Consider the following 16,528-nt stretch of genomic DNA (forward strand, 5'->3'; position numbering starts at 1 on the left):
CAGGTGCGATAGATCATTCCGGTGAAAGAATTTTCTGCATCAGCACAAGATCCAGCCACTGCCCCCATTTGTAACCGACTTGAGGCATATGTCCGACCTGTTCGAACCCCAACGCTGTGTGGAATGCAATGGCAGACGGGTTTGCGGACGAGATGCCAGCAACCAGCACATGGACGCCTTCGGCACGCGCGGCCTTTTCAAGTGCCGCCATCAGGGCGCGGCCAGCACCCTTGCCGCGCGCGTCGGGTGCCAGTTGGATCGAGTGTTCCGAGCTGTGGACATACCCGGGGCCTGAGCGGAAAGGCCCAAAGGTCGCAAACCCGACCACGCGGCCTTCAATTTCTGCAACCAGAAACCCGGGACCTCGGGCGAGGATATCTTCGGCGATACTCTCAACGCTGCGGGTATCGGTTGTGAACGTCACCAACGTCTCGCGAATGATCTGATTGGTGATCTCGGCAATCGCGTGTGCATCTGCAGGCTGCGCCTGTCGGACCTTCATTCCAACACACGCACGCCGTGCGGGGTTTCAAACTCGGCCCGCAAAGCGGCTGGCCCAGTGTCGAACACCACCCAGTCCAACGCGCCAAGATGCGTGGCCAGTATTAGCGCATCCGGGTGGAACACGACCAACCTGCGTAGGCGGCAGCCGCTGTCCTGCAACATCTGCGCCGGGTGCAGATCCCCCTGCCACTGAATCAGCGCGGGAAACAGGTTATCAAAGGGAAGTCGGCCGGTCGGTGGCACGGCCATGCGCCAACTCAGGGCCCCGCGTGTCAGATCAATCGGCGTTCCAACACCATCGGGAAACACCGAAAGAGACGCTTCGATATCCGGCACGCGACAAATCCAATTGGTCAGCCGCGGTTTACCTGTGAACCGGTCCAGATCGAACCAGCGGGTCCGTTCCGGCGTGGGCGCGTCGGGATCAATGGCAATTGCCTCAAGATACAGGCCGTCCTTGAGTCCCAGCAATCGATTATAGGTGCCAAACTTCTCGTGTTTGCCGCCCGCCTGCAGTGCAACGCCCAAAGCCTGTTCGACATGCGCGGATGCTTCTTCCAGCGTTTCTCCGGCGACAGCCAGATGATCGAGCAACATGCGCCCCTCCTAAAAAAATTCGACCAGACCCAATCAGGTCTGGTCGCATGTTTCCGCCATCGGCGCGCGATCACAAGATTTTTCGACGAAAAACCTTAGCCACTGTTTAGCCGCGCGCTTCACTAATCAGACGCAGGATGTCCTGCGCAGCTTCGGGGATATTGGTGCCCGGCCCAAAGATCGCTTTCACCCCATGATCGTACAGGAACTGATAATCCTGCTGCGGGATAACGCCACCGCATATGACGATGATGTCCTCGGCACCAGCTTTTTTCAGCTCTTCCACCAACTGCGGGGCCAGCGTCTTGTGCCCTGCAGCTTGCGAGGAAATCCCAACCACATGCACGTCATTGTCCACGGCATCCTGCGCGGCCTCGGCGGGTGTCTGGAACAAAGGCCCAACGTCGACGTCAAACCCAATATCGGCAAAGGCCGTGGCGATGACCTTGGCACCTCGGTCGTGACCGTCCTGCCCCATCTTGACCACCAGCAAACGGGGGCGACGCCCTTCAGCTTCGGCAAACTCCTCAATGGACTTCTGGATCGCGGCAAAACCTTCGTCACCTTCGTATGCCGCGCCATACACCCCGGCCAGGGTTTTCACCTCGGCACGGTGGCGGCCGAATTCCTTTTCCATTGCCATGCTGATCTCTCCTACGGATGCGCGGGCGCGGGCGGCCTCGACCGCAGCAGCCAGCAGGTTGCCACCCTCGCGGGCAGTTGTGGTCAGCGCGTCCAGCGCAGCCTGACACGCTGCCTCGTCGCGGGTTGCGCGGATACGTTCCAGTCGCGCGACCTGTGCTTCGCGCACCGCAACGTTGTCGACATCCAGAATGTCGATCGGGTCTTCCTGTTCTTTGCGGTATTTGTTGACACCGACGATCACCTCGTCGCCCCGGTCGATCATCGCCTGACGGCGCGCCGCGCTTTCCTCGATCCGCAGTTTGGGCATGCCGCTGGCCACGGCTTTGGTCATGCCGCCCATCTCCTCGACCTCTTGCATCAAGGCCCAGGCCTTTTTGACCAGTTCGTTGGTCAGGCTTTCGATGTAATAGGAACCGGCCAAAGGATCGACCACGTCGGTCACGCCGGTCTCTTCCTGCAACACCAACTGCGTGTTCCGCGCGATACGCGCCGAAAAGTCAGTTGGCAGTGCAATCGCCTCGTCCAACGCGTTGGTGTGCAAGCTTTGCGTTCCGCCCAGAACCGCACTCATTGCCTCATAGGCTGTGCGGATCACGTTGTTATAGGGATCTTGCTCTTGCAACGACACGCCCGAGGTCTGGCAGTGCGTCCGCAGCATCTTTGACCGCTCGGATTTTGCACCGAATTCGGTCATCACGCGATGCCATAGGGTCCGCGCGGCGCGCAGCTTGGCGATCTCCATGAAGAAGTTCATGCCGATGGCAAAGAAGAACGACAAACGCCCTGCGAACTTGTCCACGTCCATCCCGGCCTCAGTCGCAGCGCGCACATATTCGCGCCCATCAGCCAGCGTATAGGCCAATTCCTGCACCAGGTTCGCACCGGCCTCTTGCATGTGGTAGCCCGAGATCGAGATCGAGTTGAACTTGGGCATCTCGTTCGAGGTGTATTCGATGATGTCCGAAATGATCTTCATCGAAGGTTCAGGGGGATAGATATAGGTGTTACGCACCATGAACTCTTTCAGAATGTCATTCTGAATTGTGCCGGACAGGACCGATTTGTCATGGCCTTGCTCTTCGCCTGCGACGATGAAACTGGCCAAGATCGGAACCACCGCACCGTTCATGGTCATCGAGACGGAAACCTTATCCAGCGGAATGCCGTCGAACAGGATCTTCATGTCTTCCACGCTGTCGATGGCCACACCGGCCTTGCCAACATCGCCTACAACACGCGGGTGATCACTGTCATAACCACGGTGCGTGGCCAGATCGAAAGCGACCGAAACACCCTGCTGACCAGCTGCCAGGTTACGGCGGTAAAAGGCGTTTGATTCCTCGGCCGTCGAAAAGCCCGCATACTGGCGGATCGTCCACGGACGCCCGGCATACATCGTCGCCTTTACCCCGCGCGTGAACGGGCCAAAGCCCGGCAGCGAGCCCATATGCGGCAGATCTGCTGTATCTTCTTGCGTATAAAGTGGTTTGACGGCGATGCCTTCCAGCGTTTCCTTGGTCAGATCGTCCAACGGACGTCCGCGCAGCTCTTTCTCGGCCAGCGCTTTCCAGTCCTTCGTGTCGGTCATTTCAATTTCCTCTCGTCAACTCGGGTGGCGGCCGCAAAAAGCGTCCGCATTGAGGTCCTGCGCTTGACCATTGCGTCGGGGCGCAAGCGCGAAATTTTGAGTGTTCTGTGTAAATCGTCAGTCGCAATCGCGGAGACAGGGGCTATATTCGAAAGAACAGGAGGCCACATGACTCGCACGCTTGCCTTTGTTTTCTCGGCACTAATCCCTCTGGCCGCTTGGGCGGCGGACGGCACGGCGCCCTCGGATGACAGCTTTGTTCGCCCGGTCGGGGACAGCGAACTCAGCGAATTTCTATGGGTCAACCGGCCTATCGTAGTTTTTGCAGACACACCTGCCGACCCGCGCTTCCAACAACAGATCGACATGCTGCTGGACGGCGAAGAGGCCATGCGTGACCGGGATGTGGTGGTTTTGACCGATACCGACCCATCGGCGCGGTCTCCGATTCGGTCACAGTTGCGTCCACGTGGGTTCCAGATGGTGTTCGTCGACAAGGACGGTGTGGTCAAACTGCGCAAACCTGCCCCTTGGAGCGTGCGAGAAATCGGCCGGTCCATCGACAAGACCCCCCTGCGTGAGCGCGAAATCCGCGACCGGCGCGAGGGCGGTTGAGCGCTTTCGCAATACCACGCAGCTCCGGCGCAGAACGCCGGAGACCGTCGGAGGTATAGTGAAAGCACTGGCATGATCACTCGAACTCGATGATCACTTCGTCCACGGCAAGGCTGTCGCCGGGGCCAGCGTTGATCTTTGCAACCGTGCCCTTCTTCTCGGCCCGTAAGATGTTTTCCATCTTCATCGCCTCGATGGTGCACAGCGCCTGACCTTCCTGCACCTCCTGCCCCACTTCGACATCGATTTTCACGACCAGACCAGGCATCGGGCACAGCAGCATTTTCGAGGTATCCGGCGGCAGTTTTTCCGGCATCAGTTTGGCCAGCTCTGCTTGTCGCGGACGGCGCACCAGAACCTTCAGGTCGGCCCCACGGTTGCGAATGCGGAACCCGCCCGAAACCTTGCCAACCTTCAGAACCAACGGGCTGCCATCGACATCTAGTACGGCCAGCTGATCACCCGGCGTCCAGTCCGAGGCCACACGCAGGGTCGAGCCATCTTCGAACTTGACGGTCGCACCTTCTTTGTCAGCGTTCACCTGAACCGGCAATTCGTGACCTTCCAGCGATACAACCCAGCGTTTGCCGACTTTACGTTCGTGATTGTCCATCCGGCCCGACACGCGGGTCCGGCGGATCTCGGCCACGCGGTGCATTGCTGCGCAGGAGGCTGCAATCCGGCGCAGATCAGCTTCGGGCAAGGATACGCCCTCGAACCCATCGGGATATTCTTCGGCAATGAAAGCCGTGGTCATGCCACCACTGATGAACTTCGGGTGGTCCATCACAGCCGACAGGAACGGCAGGTTGTGACCAATGCCTTCAACCTCGAAACTGTCCAGGGCAACGCGCATCGCCTCAATCGCGGCTTCACGGGTCGGGGCCCAGGTGCAGAGTTTTGCGATCATCGGGTCGTAATACATGCTGATCTCGCCGCCCTCGTAGACGCCGGTATCGTTGCGTACGGCGGCCTCACCCTCAGGCGCTTCGCCCTGCCATTTGCCGTTGACCAACATCGGACCGGCCGCAGTTTCCTGCGGAGGACGATACCGGGTCAGACGGCCAATCGACGGCAGGAAGTTGCGATAGGGATCTTCCGCATACAGGCGGTTTTCAATGGCCCAACCGGTCAGCGTCACGTCGTCTTGCGTGATCGACAACGGCTCACCCGCCGCCACGCGGATCATCTGTTCCACCAGATCAACGCCGGTGATCAGCTCGGTTACAGGGTGTTCCACCTGCAGACGGGTGTTCATTTCAAGGAAGTAGAAGTTCTTTTCACCGTCAACGATGAATTCCACCGTGCCTGCGCTGGAATAGCCAACCGCCTTAGCCAAGGCCACGGCTTGTTCGCCCATCGCCTTACGCGTTGCTTCATCAAGGAATGGCGACGGCGCCTCTTCGACCACTTTCTGGTTCCGGCGCTGGATCGAGCATTCGCGCTCGCCCAGATAGATACCATTTCCATGGCTGTCACACAGAACCTGAATTTCGATGTGGCGCGGCTGGGTCACGAATTTCTCGATAAAAATCCGGTCATCCCCAAACGAGTTCGCAGCTTCGTTCTTGGACGACTGAAAGCCCTCGCGCGCCTCTTCGTCGTTCCACGCGATCCGCATGCCTTTACCACCGCCACCGGCGCTGGCTTTGATCATGACCGGATAGCCGATCTCATTCGAGATTTTGACCGCCTCATCTGCATCCTCGATCAGGCCCATATAGCCCGGAACCGTCGACACGTTTGCGTCCTGAGCGATTTTCTTCGAGGTAATCTTATCGCCCATTGCCTCGATCGCGCCCTTAGGGGGGCCGACAAACGCCACGCCTTCAGCCTCAAGCGCCTCGGCGAATTTGGCGTTTTCCGACAGGAATCCGTACCCCGGATGAACGGCCTGCGCACCGCTTTGGCGAATGGCATCCATGACCTTGTCGATCACGATGTAAGACTGGTTTGCCGGGGGCGGGCCAATATGCACGGCTTCATCCGCCATCGACACATGCAGCGCGTTCTTGTCCGCATCCGAATAAATGGCAACTGTGCCGATACCCATTTTGCGGGCGGTCTTGATGACCCGGCAGGCGATCTCGCCCCGGTTGGCGATCAGGATCTTATTGAACATGGAACGTCCTTTGGCTTGGTGTTCTGGAAACGCAAAACGCCGCCGCAGGGAGCGATCCCCACGACGGCGTGATGCGAGATGACGGACGGGGCGACAGGCGCCCCGAAAAAGATGCGTTAGTTACAGGTGTTCTGTGTTTTGCAATACAGTACGTTGCCCGCTGCGCCGACGGCCGCGCCGAAAAGTGGGTCTGCGTTGAGAACGGCTGCGCCAACAGCGCCGGCCCCGCCACCCAAGATTGCCTGTTCGCCCGTGGTGTCACCGCAAGCCGCCAAGCCCGCGCAGGCCGCTGCAACGAGGATAAGTTTTGAGATTCGCATTGTGACTGCCCTTCTGGTTGTCTTGTTTCGTTTGCGCTCTGATGCGCGAAACGCGACGTGTTATTCAATATCAGAGGGCGCACAGGCAACATTTGTGCAGGTTTTTGCCTCTTTTTGCGCGTTGCGCGCAAAAAGAAAAACGCGGACAGGTTTTTGTGGGGAACACAAGCCTGCCCGCGTAAGGAAGGGGTACGGAATAGTAGGTGCATGTGCGGCGCAGGCAAAGTAGAGCCGCACGGCCCACTCACTGTGCACGCCACAATATCACCTGCAAACACAGTATTGTTTCCACGCGATATCTCGGCTGGTTTCTGCCCACACCGAGACAGCTCACGCAAATTCGTGCCGATCCAGGATCTCTGGTAAATCGGTGACAGCCCCTGCCTACCCGTCACATTGCCGTTACATTTACCCAAACAGAGGCGGCCGTTTGCACGTGCGGCATCACGCAGCGACATTTTTCTGCACTGCAAAAGTGCATTCACATTCATATGGTTGACAGATCGGTTCACCCTGACGTGATTTTTCCAGGGCCGAGTCGCACATTTCCTTGAGATATTTGGGGTTTTTCGTCCCATTCTCGTGATTTCCGTCGTCATCGGCCGCGTGAAACGGTGCGGATGCACACTCGCACACAAGGAAACACCCACATGATGACGACACGAATGAAGGCACTCCTGCTTGCTGCCTCGGCGCTTAGTGTGACCGGCACGCTTGCCTATGCTCAGGATGCCCAGACTCAAGCCGAACTCGATGCCTTGCGCGCACGGGTTGAGGCGCTGGAATCCGCCGATAGCAGCCCCGCTGACGGAGATTTTCGGATCGGCAACACCACTTTGGACGTTTATGGCTACGTCAAGGCCGATTTCTTCTACGATTTCGACTTTGATCAGGGCGATACTGCCTTTGTGAACGTCATCGGTGAACCGTCTGCGGCAACCGATGGCACCTTTGGTGCGACAGTACGCCAATCGCGGATTGGCCTGCGGACCACCACGCCAAGTGGGATCGGCGACATCGGGGGTCAGCTGGAGCTTGATCTGTTTGGCTCGGGTGGCACTGCCGAACTGCGTATACGCCACGCAAACATCACGATCGGTGATCAGTTCCTGATCGGCCAGTACTGGACCAACTTCCAGCCGCTGGACACCTATCCCACCTCGGTGGAATTCAACGGCCCGGTCGGGATTGCCTTCGCCCGTGTCCCGCAGCTGCGATACACCGGGCAACTTGGGGGCGACGCTCAGTTCGCCGTTTCTCTGGAAGAAAATGTCAGCGGTTCGAACTCTGACGATCCGGTCTTGACGGCTTCGGCGGAATACAATGACGGCACATATATTGCGCGGGGCGCGGTGCTGTATGGCAAAGCCAATTCCGGCAGTGTGGAAGTTGACCAAACGGGTTTCACTGCCTCTGCCTCGGTTCGCCCGTGGCAAGGTGGGCTGTTCCAAGTCAACTACGTGACGGGTGAGGCCCTTGGCCCCTATCTGATCGGCCTTGGCGATGCGATTGTCGGCGGGCAAGCGAACGATGTGGATGGCTATACCGTCGAATTCAGGCAAGACCTGAGTCCAAAATGGAATGTCGGCATTGCGTACGGTCGCGAGAATTATGATCTTCCCACCTCGACCGGCACATTGTCCTTCACCGAGTTGGAGACGATCCATGTCAACGCCTTCTACAAGGCAACTGACAACCTGACGCTCAGCGCCGAGTACATCTATGGTGAGCGGAACGACGCGCCCACCGGCCGCACCTTTGACGGTAGCCGCGTTCAGCTGGCCGCTCAACTCAACTTCTGATGCCGCACACAGATCCTGCCCAGTTGCGGGCAGGATCGCCGCGACACCGGATTCAGCATACTGATATGCGGCAGCCAATAACAAAATCAGCCCACCCCGTCGATGATTTCGGGAAAAGATGCGCGGGCCACATCCACATCAATGACCAAAAGCGCGTCATAGCTGGACGGATCAAACGGGTCCTCTGCAGGCACAACTTCGCGCCCGAACAACCAGCTCAGGCGACCCGCGTCCAGATTGCCCCGCTCGAAGGGCTGATCCCCGAAATGCGCCCAAAGCGCTTCCATGAACGCGGTATCCGCACGCTTGTCGGCAGGCTTACGGTCGCGGAACCGTTCCCGACGTGTCAAAGGCGTCACGCCCTTGGGATTGGCACGGCGAATAGTAAACTGAAAATCCGTGCCAGACAGACGCCCGGGGAAGCCGCGATGCTTCAGCATGGCAATACCTCCGGCTTAACGCTGACAGACAAAGAAAAATCAAACCCGAAAAGGGATGGGATCATGTTGCGCACCTCCAAAGCCGCACCGTTGGTCTGAGATGCTCTGACGTCATGAAAGAAAGAATTCATGGTCAAAGCCCCTCCCAGATACACCGGGACTGCTCCAGCCGGTAGGCTTCAAAAAACTGCGTCGCGTCCGGGGCAGCATCGCCAAATTCTACAGGTCGGTCCGCCAATGAAATGACAACTCGCACAGGCTGCAAGTCATGCTGGGCCACATAGGGAACCGCCAGTATTTGGCACAGATGCTCCATGTCTTTGGACGCAACATCGTAAGTGATCCGTCCTACCGTCGCGCCAATTTTTGGAGCGATGAAGCGAAAGCGCACCCAAAGCTCGCCCGGATTGTTGTCGAGCAAGACATCATCCAAATGCACAGGTTGGCCAGACGGCACCGGCAACGGCGTATCTGATTGAGCAAAGACGGGTGAGCAGGCCAGGCAGATCATTAGACAAATGGCGCGATCCCGGACCCGCCAAGGGCGAGCTCCTCCTTCCGGGATCGCGCGCGCAGTGCTTGTGAACTGCGCTGTTCTATGTCTGATGGGTCGGATCATTCAACTATTTGCCGATTCTTGTCAATTCCGCCTCAATTTTGAGCGGGTTTTGCCCAGTTTTTGGCCTGACGACGCACAGGAACACCGGAGCGGCCTGACCGCCCCAGGTCGGTTACAACGGAATATTGTCGTGCTTTTTCCATGGGTTCTTCAGTTGCTTACCCCGCAAGCTGGCAAACGCTCTGGACACACGACGACGGGTCGATTGCGGCATGATCACCTCATCGACAAAGCCGCGCTCGGCCGCGACGAAGGGGTTGGCAAACCGATCTTCGTAATCTGCAACGTGCTGCGCGGTCTTTTCTGCATCCCCAAGATCTGCGCGATGGATGATTTCGGTTGCGCCTTTTGCCCCCATCACCGCAATCTCGGCTGTGGGCCAGGCATAGTTGAAATCACCACGCAGATGCTTGGACGCCATAACCACATAAGCACCGCCATATGCTTTCCGCGTAATCACGGTCACTTTGGGCACTGTGGCCTCGCCATAAGCATAAAGCAGCTTGGCACCGTGTTTAATGACACCGCTGTATTCCTGCTGCGTGCCCGGCAGGAAGCCCGGAACATCCACAAAGGTCAGGATCGGGATTTCAAAACAATCGCAGAAGCGCACAAAGCGCGCCGCCTTGCGCGAGCTGTCAATGTCCAGACATCCCGCCAGAACCATCGGCTGGTTGGCAACGACCCCAACGGTCTGACCCTCCAGACGGATAAAACCGGTGATGATGTTCTTGGCAAAGTCTTCCTGGATCTCGTAGAAATCACCTTCATCCGCCACTTTGGTGATAAGTTCCTTCATGTCGTAAGGCGTGTTGGGATTGTCGGGCACCAAGGTATCCAGCGACGGCTCAAGCCGTCCGGGCTCGTCAAAGAACGGACGGACCGGGGGTTTCTCGCGGTTGTTAAGGGGCAGGAAATCCACCAATCGGCGCACTTCGGCCAACGCCTCGACATCGTTTTCAAACGCCGCGTCCGCAACCGAAGACTTCTTGGTGTGTGTCGACGCACCACCCAGCTCCTCGGCAGTCACCACTTCGTTTGTAACCGTTTTGACCACGTCGGGACCGGTCACAAACATGTAAGACGAGTCTTTGACCATGAAGATAAAGTCGGTCATCGCCGGGCTGTAAACAGCGCCACCGGCACAGGGGCCCATGATCACACTGATCTGCGGGACAACGCCCGATGCCGTAATGTTACGCTGAAACACTTCGGCATACCCAGCCAGCGACGCAACACCCTCTTGGATTCGCGCCCCGCCCGAGTCATTGATCCCTATGACCGGCGCTCCGTTCTGCACAGCCATATCCATGATCTTGCAAATCTTCTGCGCGTGGGTTTCCGAGAGCGACCCGCCGAAAACGGTAAAGTCCTGGCTGAAAACATAGACCATACGACCGTTGATTGTGCCCCACCCGGTCACGACCCCATCACCCGCAGGCTTTTGGTTTTCCATACCGAATTCAGTGCAGCGGTGGCTGACAAACATATCGAATTCTTCGAAGCTGCCTTCATCCAGCAGCAATTCGATCCGTTCACGTGCTGTCAGTTTGCCGCGTGAATGTTGGGCATCGATCCTTCTTTGCCCACCGCCCAGTCGTGCCTCATCTCGGCGATTTTCCAACTCCGAAAGGATGTCTTTCATGACGCGTATCCCTTTTAAAATTTGACGGGACACTACCTGCTAGACAGTCTGAGCCAAAGCTCTTTTCGGCAAATTTGCAAAGTATCAGCAACAACATTCTGGATAACCGCAAATTAGCTAAGTATCGAATTGATTTTTCTCAACGACTGGCATTCCGAATTTCAATAGCTATACATGTGAACTATGCAGTTCAGCTTAGGCGCCGCGCAGCGCACACCACCCACATTGGCAACACTTGTCTTGCTCTCAGGCCTGTCCGCCCTGAGCATGAACCTGTTCCTACCCAGCCTTCCAAACATGGCCGTGTACTTCGACACCGATTACAAGGTCATGCAGCTCTCGATTGCCTTGTACTTGCTGATCAATGCCGTTTTGCAAATCGTGATTGGCCCAATTGCCGACAAGGCGGGTCGTAGACCGGTTTTGCTTTGGGGGCTCGCGCTTTTCCTACTGGCCACTTTGGGATGCATTTATGCGCCGAACGCCGAGATATTCCTGGTCTTCAGGATGTGTCAGGCAGTCATTGTCGTAGGTATCGTGCTAAGTCGCGCGGCCGTGCGGGATATGTACGATCAAGACCAGGCCGCATCCATGATCGGTTATGTGACCATGGGCATGGCCGTGGTCCCCATGATCGGACCTGCAATTGGCGGCATTCTCGAAGAGGCGTTCGGCTGGAAAGCAAACTTCTGGCTGCCATTCGCCATTGGTGCCTTGACGCTTTTCCTGACATTTACGGATTTTGGCGAAACGGCAGCAAAAAGCGGAAAATCACTCATACAGCAATTCAAAGAATACCCCGAATTGCTGACCTCGCCTCGCTTCTGGGGTTACTCACTGGCCTGCGCATTCTCGTCGGGAGCGTTCTTTGCTTATCTGGGTGGCGCACCATTTATTGGAACTGAATTATTCGGACTGAGCGCCGCGCAAGTTGGCATCTATTTTGGCGCACCTGCCGTTGGGTACTTTGCGGGGAACTTCATCAGCGGGCGCTATTCTATGCGCGTCGGCGTGAACCGCATGGTGTTTTGGGGCAGCCTGCTAAATGCTTTCGGCGTCGTCCTATCGGCAACGCTTTTTCTTGTGGGCACCGGAACGGCGCTCAGCTTCTTTGGACTCATGACCTTTGTCGGCATCGGAAACGGTATGGTCATCCCCAATGCAACTGCCGGCTCACTGTCTGTCCGCCCGCACCTGGCTGCAACCGCATCAGGCTTGAGCGGTGCCATCATGTTGGGCGGCGGCGCGGGTCTAAGCGCATTGGCGGGCGCGCTATTGACACACGAAACCGGCGCTATGCCTCTTTTATGGTTGATGCTGGCAACAGCCCTTTTGGCTATTTGTGCGATTGCAGCAGTCATCCGGCGGGAACGGCAACTTGGGCTCTAATCGGTTGCGCGGATCACTTTGCAAAGTTAGGACTCGGATTTAGGAAACTTGCAAAGGTCCCCAATGGCGACTCAAAAACTCTATGCGGGCGCAAAGCTCCGCGAGATGCGCACACGTCTGACTCTGACCCAGCGGGAATTCGCAGCCAAACTGGGTGTTTCCCTGCCTTATCTGAACCAGATGGAGAACAACAACAGACCGATTTCGACGACGGTTGTGTTAGCCTTGGCGCAGGAATTCGGCATGGACGTGACCGAACTCAGCACTGGCGACAGTGAGCGGCTTGTATCTGACATGCGTGAGGCATTGGCCGACCCGGTGTTCGCCGATGCCCAACCGCCACTGGCTGATCTGCGCCTGACCGCATCCAACGCCCCCGCATTGGCGCGTGCCTTTATCGAGTTACACAAAACCTACCGCCAAACACACGAACGCCTTGCGTCACTGGACGAAGCCTTGGGGCGCGAAGATGCGCGAATTCAGGCCAGCCCGTGGGAAGAAGTGCGCGATTTCTTTCATTATTGCGACAACTATATCGACGCTGTGGACAGGGCGGCAGAATTGTTCGCCAATCGGGCAGACGGCCCCGGAGGGATACGGCAGGCCGCCCTGAACAGCCTGTCAGAGCGCGGTATTCAGGTCGTTTTTTCAGATATGGACCCACTGCGCAGTTATGACGCCGAAAGCAAGATTCTGCGCCTGTCCTCGCGCGCTGCGCCGCAAACCCAAGTGTTCCAATTGCTGTTGCAGGTTGCATTGATCAGCCAGGACAAGCTGTTGGAAGCAACGCTGGATTTTGCAAAGTTCCAAAGCGACGAGGCCCGGTCGATTGCAAAGATCGGCCTTGCCAACTATTTCGCAGGCGCGTCTTTGATGCCTTATTCCGTCTTCCTGACCGCCGCGCAAGAAGAGCGCCACGATCTGGAACTGCTCAGCAATCGGTTCGGAGCTTCAATCGAGCAGATTGCCCATCGGCTATCGACGCTTCAGCGCCCAGGAGCAAAGGGTATTCCTTTCTTCTTTGTTCGGGTGGATCAGGCCGGCACGATTACCAAACGACACTCGGCCACGCGCCTGCAATTTGCGCGGTTTGGCGGTGCGTGCCCCTTGTGGAACGTGCACCGCGCCTTTGAAACACCGGGGCACTTTCTTCGCCAACTGGCAGAAACACCAGATGGGGTTCGTTATATTTCTCTTGCACGTGACGTATCAAAGTCCGGCGGGTCCTTCGGCGCCCCTGTCCGGCGCTATGCGATCGCTTTGGGGTGTGAAGTGCGACACGCACCTGCGCTCGTCTATGCCGATAATCTCGATATCAATAACGCCAGTGCATACGAACCGATCGGCATCTCTTGCCGCATCTGCGAACGGCAAACCTGCCACCAGCGCTCGGTTCCGCCCTTGGAACGTCGCCTAAGCATAGACACCCATCTGCGCGGCACTCTGCCCTACGAAGTCACCTGATCTTCACCTGGCCCAAAATACCTCGGGGAAGTCGCGACACAGGCCGCGACGGGGGCAGAGCCCCCATCTTTTTGCTTAGGCTTTGGACAGGATCGCCCAGATCTCATCCTTCAAGGCCGCGCGTTTTTTGCGCAGCTCAACCTCAGCCAGATCTTCCATTGGTTCGACGTTCGTTTCTGCCCGATGAACCACGCGGTTGATTTCATGGTACTCGTCGGCCAGCCGGGCAAAATGCGCGTCCGATTGCTTGAGCTGGCTCATCAATTCAACTTTGTCCGGAAATTCTTCAGCCAGTTCATGCGGGGTGTGGGACATATCCGTTCGCTCCATAATAAGTCGTTGCAAATCAGGCGTACACGCGCTCAGACGAACCCGCTTTGACCCGGATCAATTTCATACATGATTCATACAAATTTCAACGCCGTGACGCGCGCCATCCTGCGGCGCGGGCGGCAGCGACAGAATAGAACCAACGCTCGCCGCTTGATGTATTGATGCGGGTATTGGCATAGAAGGTCTGGCCAGGGATGTGGTATATCTTTTCGCCCTTGGCCGAGATGTTTCCTTTGATCCGGCACCCGTTTGATGACGCGGACTTCCTGGCGGCGCGATGCACCCAAGGCACTTGAACCTGCTGCCGATGCAGCCCGACATGCCGTGCCTTTGCCTCTTTCTCAGCGCTTTCATAGGCATGTGAATACTTGCGATAGGCAAAGGCCAAACCCAGCCGCACCAATTGATCGGCTGCATCTTGTACACCGTACATGCATCTTGCGACAACGCGGCCATATCGATCCCGGTCCACCGGCATGCAAGATGCTGTTTTTCCCTGGAATAACTGGCGAACCTCCTGCGTCACCCAAGCACCGCATGGCCAAGTTGATCCTTCGTCGTCCTGACAGGCTTGATCCAGCTCGGGCGCATCGATTCCATGCAAGCGAACTCGGATGCCGCCGACGTCCCAAGTATCTGCATCTATTACATTAACCTGGCCTGAAAGACGTTCAGCGGCCAGTGTCACAGATGGCAGGAGAAGAACAAAAACTAAACAAATCCTTAACATGCCCCCGATATGCGCCTGAAATCACGCATATTCAACCGGGGGCATGTCAAAGGGTTAACGCTGTGCCGTCGCCCAGTTCGGGTGGATCCAAGGCCGGTCATTGGCCTTGGGCAACGGGTCTTTGCCCAGCAGGGAATCCGATACTTTCTCACCCACCATGATCGACGGCGCGTTGAGGTTACCGTTGGTGATCTGAGGAAAGATCGAGCTGTCAGCAACGCGCAGCCCATCCACACCGATCACACGGCCTTCGGGATCAACCACGGCGTTTTTGTCATCCGCGCGCCCCATCCGACAGGTGCCACAGGGGTGATAAGCGCTTTCGGCATGTTCCGCGATAAAGCCGTTCAGCTCTTCATCTGATTGCACGGCGGCACCCGGTTGAATTTCCTTGCCGGCGTAGGGCTTGAATGCATTCTGACCAAAGATTTCGCGAGTCAGACGGATACAGGTGCGGAAATCTTCCCAATCCTGTTCATGGCTCATGTAGTTGAACTTGATCACTGGCGCGTCCGCAGCTTGTGCGGACCGCAGTGTCACAGCCCCACGCGACGGAGACCGCATCGGACCGACATGCGCCTGGAACCCGTGGCCTTCCGCTGCCGCCTGCCCGTCATAACGAACCGCGATGGGCAAGAAATGGTACTGAATGTCAGGGTATTCTACGCCCGGTTTCGACCGGATGAAGGCCGCGCTTTCAAATTGGTTCGACGCGCCCAGACCGGTTTTTGTGAACAGCCATTGTGCCCCGATCAGACCTTTGCTGAACAGGTTCCAATGCTTGTACAGCGTGATTGGCTGCAGCGAGGCTTGCTGGATGTAAAGCTCCAGATGATCCTGCAGGTTGGCACCAACGCCCGGTCGATCCGCAACAACGTCAATCCCGTGCTCGGCCAGATGCGCGGCCGGGCCGATGCCGGACAACATCAACAGCTTGGGCGAGTTAATCGAGGACGCTGCCAGAACAACCTCACGCCGGGCTTTGATGACCTCAGTCTTGCCACCGCGGATCAGTTCCACCCCGGTGGCGCGCCCGTTTTCCATCACAACCCGAGACGCCAGGCCCCGTACGATATCGCAATTGTCGCGCTTGAGCGCCGGCTTCAGATAGGCATTTGCCGCCGACCAACGCCGCCCTTTCCAGACGGTCTGTTCCATCGGGCCAAAGCCTTCCTGCTTTTCGCCGTTATAGTCGCCCGTGACCTCGTATCCGGCCTGCTGGCCCGCGTCGACAAACGCTTTGAACAAGGGATTTTCGCGTGGACCGCGCGAGACATGCAGCGGACCGTTCGTGCCACGCCATGCCGGATCACCACCGTGCCCCCCGTCGTGCCAGCTTTCCATGCGTTTATAGTATGGCAGGACATCAGCATAGGACCAACCATCTGCGCCCATCTCGGCCCACGTATCGAAATCACGTGCATGGCCACGAACGTAGACCATGCCATTGATCGAAGACGAGCCGCCGATCACCTTACCACGCGGACAAGCCAGACGACGGTTGTTCAGATGCGGCTCGGGCTCGGACTGATAGCCCCAGTCGTAACGCGACATGTTCATCGGATAGCTCAACGCGGCTGGCATCTGAATAAACGGTCCCGCGTCTGTCCCGCCGTGTTCAATCACCAGGACCGAGGCCCCGGCTTCGCTAAGGCGATATGCCATTGCGCAGCCTGCGGACCCTGCGCCTACGATGACAAAATCTGCTTCCATTT

General features: G+C 57.4%; 15 protein-coding genes. 4 read left to right on the plus strand and 11 right to left on the minus strand.

Annotated features, from left to right (window positions below; genetic code table 11):
• Positions 1-13: 13 nt before the first annotated feature.
• The 3 genes from ACR3EH_RS04405 to scpA all read right to left on the minus strand — a co-directional run bounded on the left by ACR3EH_RS04405 (position 14) and on the right by scpA (position 3,334).
• The gene (locus ACR3EH_RS04405) at positions 14-502 is read right to left on the minus strand and encodes a GNAT family N-acetyltransferase (protein ID WP_171185062.1); all 489 of its coding nucleotides are present in this window, start codon (positions 500-502) and stop codon (positions 14-16) included.
• A complete protein-coding gene (locus ACR3EH_RS04410; RefSeq protein WP_171185064.1) occupies positions 499-1,101 on the minus strand; it encodes a VOC family protein in 603 nt (200 codons plus the stop codon). Before ACR3EH_RS04410 ends, ACR3EH_RS04405 begins: the two co-directional genes overlap by 4 nt.
• Positions 1,102-1,207: 106 nt before the next feature.
• Positions 1,208-3,334, minus strand: coding sequence for a methylmalonyl-CoA mutase (gene scpA, locus ACR3EH_RS04415; protein ID WP_171675410.1), 2,127 nt, complete (start codon positions 3,332-3,334; stop codon positions 1,208-1,210).
• 168 nt (positions 3,335-3,502) lie between these two features.
• On the opposite strand from scpA, the gene ACR3EH_RS04420 reads away from it, so the two are divergent.
• Positions 3,503-3,949, plus strand: a complete 447-nt coding sequence (locus tag ACR3EH_RS04420) for a DUF4174 domain-containing protein (protein ID WP_171092440.1) — start codon at positions 3,503-3,505, stop codon at positions 3,947-3,949.
• 76 nt (positions 3,950-4,025) lie between these two features.
• Here the strand turns inward: ACR3EH_RS04420 and ACR3EH_RS04425 are convergent, their stop codons facing one another.
• On the minus strand, positions 4,026-6,071 hold the full coding sequence (locus ACR3EH_RS04425) for an acetyl-CoA carboxylase biotin carboxylase subunit (protein ID WP_171675409.1): 2,046 nt from the start codon (positions 6,069-6,071) through the stop codon (positions 4,026-4,028).
• A gap of 116 nt (positions 6,072-6,187) precedes the next feature.
• Positions 6,188-6,391, minus strand: coding sequence for a hypothetical protein (locus tag ACR3EH_RS04430; RefSeq protein WP_171185070.1), 204 nt, complete (start codon positions 6,389-6,391; stop codon positions 6,188-6,190).
• Between the two features lie 650 nt (positions 6,392-7,041).
• On the opposite strand from ACR3EH_RS04430, the gene ACR3EH_RS04435 reads away from it, so the two are divergent.
• Positions 7,042-8,193, plus strand: coding sequence for a DcaP family trimeric outer membrane transporter (locus ACR3EH_RS04435; protein WP_253746352.1), 1,152 nt, complete (start codon positions 7,042-7,044; stop codon positions 8,191-8,193).
• A gap of 86 nt (positions 8,194-8,279) precedes the next feature.
• On the opposite strand, the gene ACR3EH_RS04440 is transcribed toward ACR3EH_RS04435, so the two are convergent.
• The 3 genes from ACR3EH_RS04440 to ACR3EH_RS04450 all read right to left on the minus strand — a co-directional run bounded on the left by ACR3EH_RS04440 (position 8,280) and on the right by ACR3EH_RS04450 (position 10,897).
• Positions 8,280-8,633 (minus strand): hypothetical protein, encoded by a 354-nt coding sequence (locus ACR3EH_RS04440; RefSeq protein ID WP_171185072.1) that lies wholly within the window; start codon positions 8,631-8,633, stop codon positions 8,280-8,282.
• A gap of 133 nt (positions 8,634-8,766) precedes the next feature.
• Positions 8,767-9,252: a DUF6497 family protein gene (locus tag ACR3EH_RS04445; protein ID WP_171185074.1), complete on the minus strand. Its 486-nt coding sequence runs from the start codon at positions 9,250-9,252 to the stop codon at positions 8,767-8,769.
• A 112-nt stretch (positions 9,253-9,364) separates the two neighbouring features.
• The gene (locus ACR3EH_RS04450) at positions 9,365-10,897 is read right to left on the minus strand and encodes an acyl-CoA carboxylase subunit beta (protein ID WP_171092450.1); all 1,533 of its coding nucleotides are present in this window, start codon (positions 10,895-10,897) and stop codon (positions 9,365-9,367) included.
• A gap of 183 nt (positions 10,898-11,080) precedes the next feature.
• Between ACR3EH_RS04450 and ACR3EH_RS04455 the strand changes: the two genes are divergently transcribed.
• On the plus strand, positions 11,081-12,286 hold the full coding sequence (locus ACR3EH_RS04455) for a multidrug effflux MFS transporter (protein WP_171185075.1): 1,206 nt from the start codon (positions 11,081-11,083) through the stop codon (positions 12,284-12,286).
• Between the two features lie 63 nt (positions 12,287-12,349).
• Positions 12,350-13,750: a helix-turn-helix domain-containing protein gene (locus tag ACR3EH_RS04460; RefSeq protein WP_171185078.1), complete on the plus strand. Its 1,401-nt coding sequence runs from the start codon at positions 12,350-12,352 to the stop codon at positions 13,748-13,750.
• Between the two features lie 75 nt (positions 13,751-13,825).
• Here ACR3EH_RS04460 and ACR3EH_RS04465 read toward each other — a convergent pair whose 3' ends face one another.
• The 3 genes from ACR3EH_RS04465 to betA form a co-directional block, all read right to left on the minus strand.
• On the minus strand, positions 13,826-14,065 hold the full coding sequence (locus ACR3EH_RS04465) for an HP1242/YdcH family protein (protein WP_171185079.1): 240 nt from the start codon (positions 14,063-14,065) through the stop codon (positions 13,826-13,828).
• A gap of 100 nt (positions 14,066-14,165) precedes the next feature.
• Positions 14,166-14,813 (minus strand): thermonuclease family protein, encoded by a 648-nt coding sequence (locus tag ACR3EH_RS04470; protein WP_171646622.1) that lies wholly within the window; start codon positions 14,811-14,813, stop codon positions 14,166-14,168.
• Positions 14,814-14,867: 54 nt separating this feature from the next.
• A complete protein-coding gene (betA, locus tag ACR3EH_RS04475; RefSeq protein ID WP_171646620.1) occupies positions 14,868-16,526 on the minus strand; it encodes a choline dehydrogenase in 1,659 nt (552 codons plus the stop codon).
• Positions 16,527-16,528 lie beyond the last annotated feature (2 nt).

It is taken from the genome of Ruegeria sp. BG7, from assembly GCF_056535685.1.

Bases quoted from the DNA above. Each gene is read 5' to 3' on its own strand.
- ACR3EH_RS04450 (WP_171092450.1), bottom strand. From the start codon at position 10,897: ATGAAAGACATCCTTTCGGAGTTGGAAAATCGCCGAGATGAGGCACGA.
- ACR3EH_RS04405 (WP_171185062.1), bottom strand. From the start codon at position 502: ATGAAGGTCCGACAGGCGCAGCCTGCAGATGCACACGCGATTGCCGAG.
- ACR3EH_RS04465 (WP_171185079.1), bottom strand. From the start codon at position 14,065: ATGTCCCACACCCCGCATGAACTGGCTGAAGAATTTCCGGACAAAGTT.
- ACR3EH_RS04445 (WP_171185074.1), bottom strand. From the start codon at position 9,252: ATGATCCGACCCATCAGACATAGAACAGCGCAGTTCACAAGCACTGCG.
- ACR3EH_RS04425 (WP_171675409.1), bottom strand. From the start codon at position 6,071: ATGTTCAATAAGATCCTGATCGCCAACCGGGGCGAGATCGCCTGCCGG.
- betA (WP_171646620.1), bottom strand. From the start codon at position 16,526: ATGGAAGCAGATTTTGTCATCGTAGGCGCAGGGTCCGCAGGCTGCGCA.
- ACR3EH_RS04435 (WP_253746352.1), top strand. From the start codon at position 7,042: ATGATGACGACACGAATGAAGGCACTCCTGCTTGCTGCCTCGGCGCTT.
- ACR3EH_RS04420 (WP_171092440.1), top strand. From the start codon at position 3,503: ATGACTCGCACGCTTGCCTTTGTTTTCTCGGCACTAATCCCTCTGGCC.
- ACR3EH_RS04410 (WP_171185064.1), bottom strand. From the start codon at position 1,101: ATGTTGCTCGATCATCTGGCTGTCGCCGGAGAAACGCTGGAAGAAGCA.
- ACR3EH_RS04430 (WP_171185070.1), bottom strand. From the start codon at position 6,391: ATGCGAATCTCAAAACTTATCCTCGTTGCAGCGGCCTGCGCGGGCTTG.
- ACR3EH_RS04460 (WP_171185078.1), top strand. From the start codon at position 12,350: ATGGCGACTCAAAAACTCTATGCGGGCGCAAAGCTCCGCGAGATGCGC.
- ACR3EH_RS04470 (WP_171646622.1), bottom strand. From the start codon at position 14,813: ATGTTAAGGATTTGTTTAGTTTTTGTTCTTCTCCTGCCATCTGTGACA.
- scpA (WP_171675410.1), bottom strand. From the start codon at position 3,334: ATGACCGACACGAAGGACTGGAAAGCGCTGGCCGAGAAAGAGCTGCGC.
- ACR3EH_RS04440 (WP_171185072.1), bottom strand. From the start codon at position 8,633: ATGCTGAAGCATCGCGGCTTCCCCGGGCGTCTGTCTGGCACGGATTTT.
- ACR3EH_RS04455 (WP_171185075.1), top strand. From the start codon at position 11,081: ATGCAGTTCAGCTTAGGCGCCGCGCAGCGCACACCACCCACATTGGCA.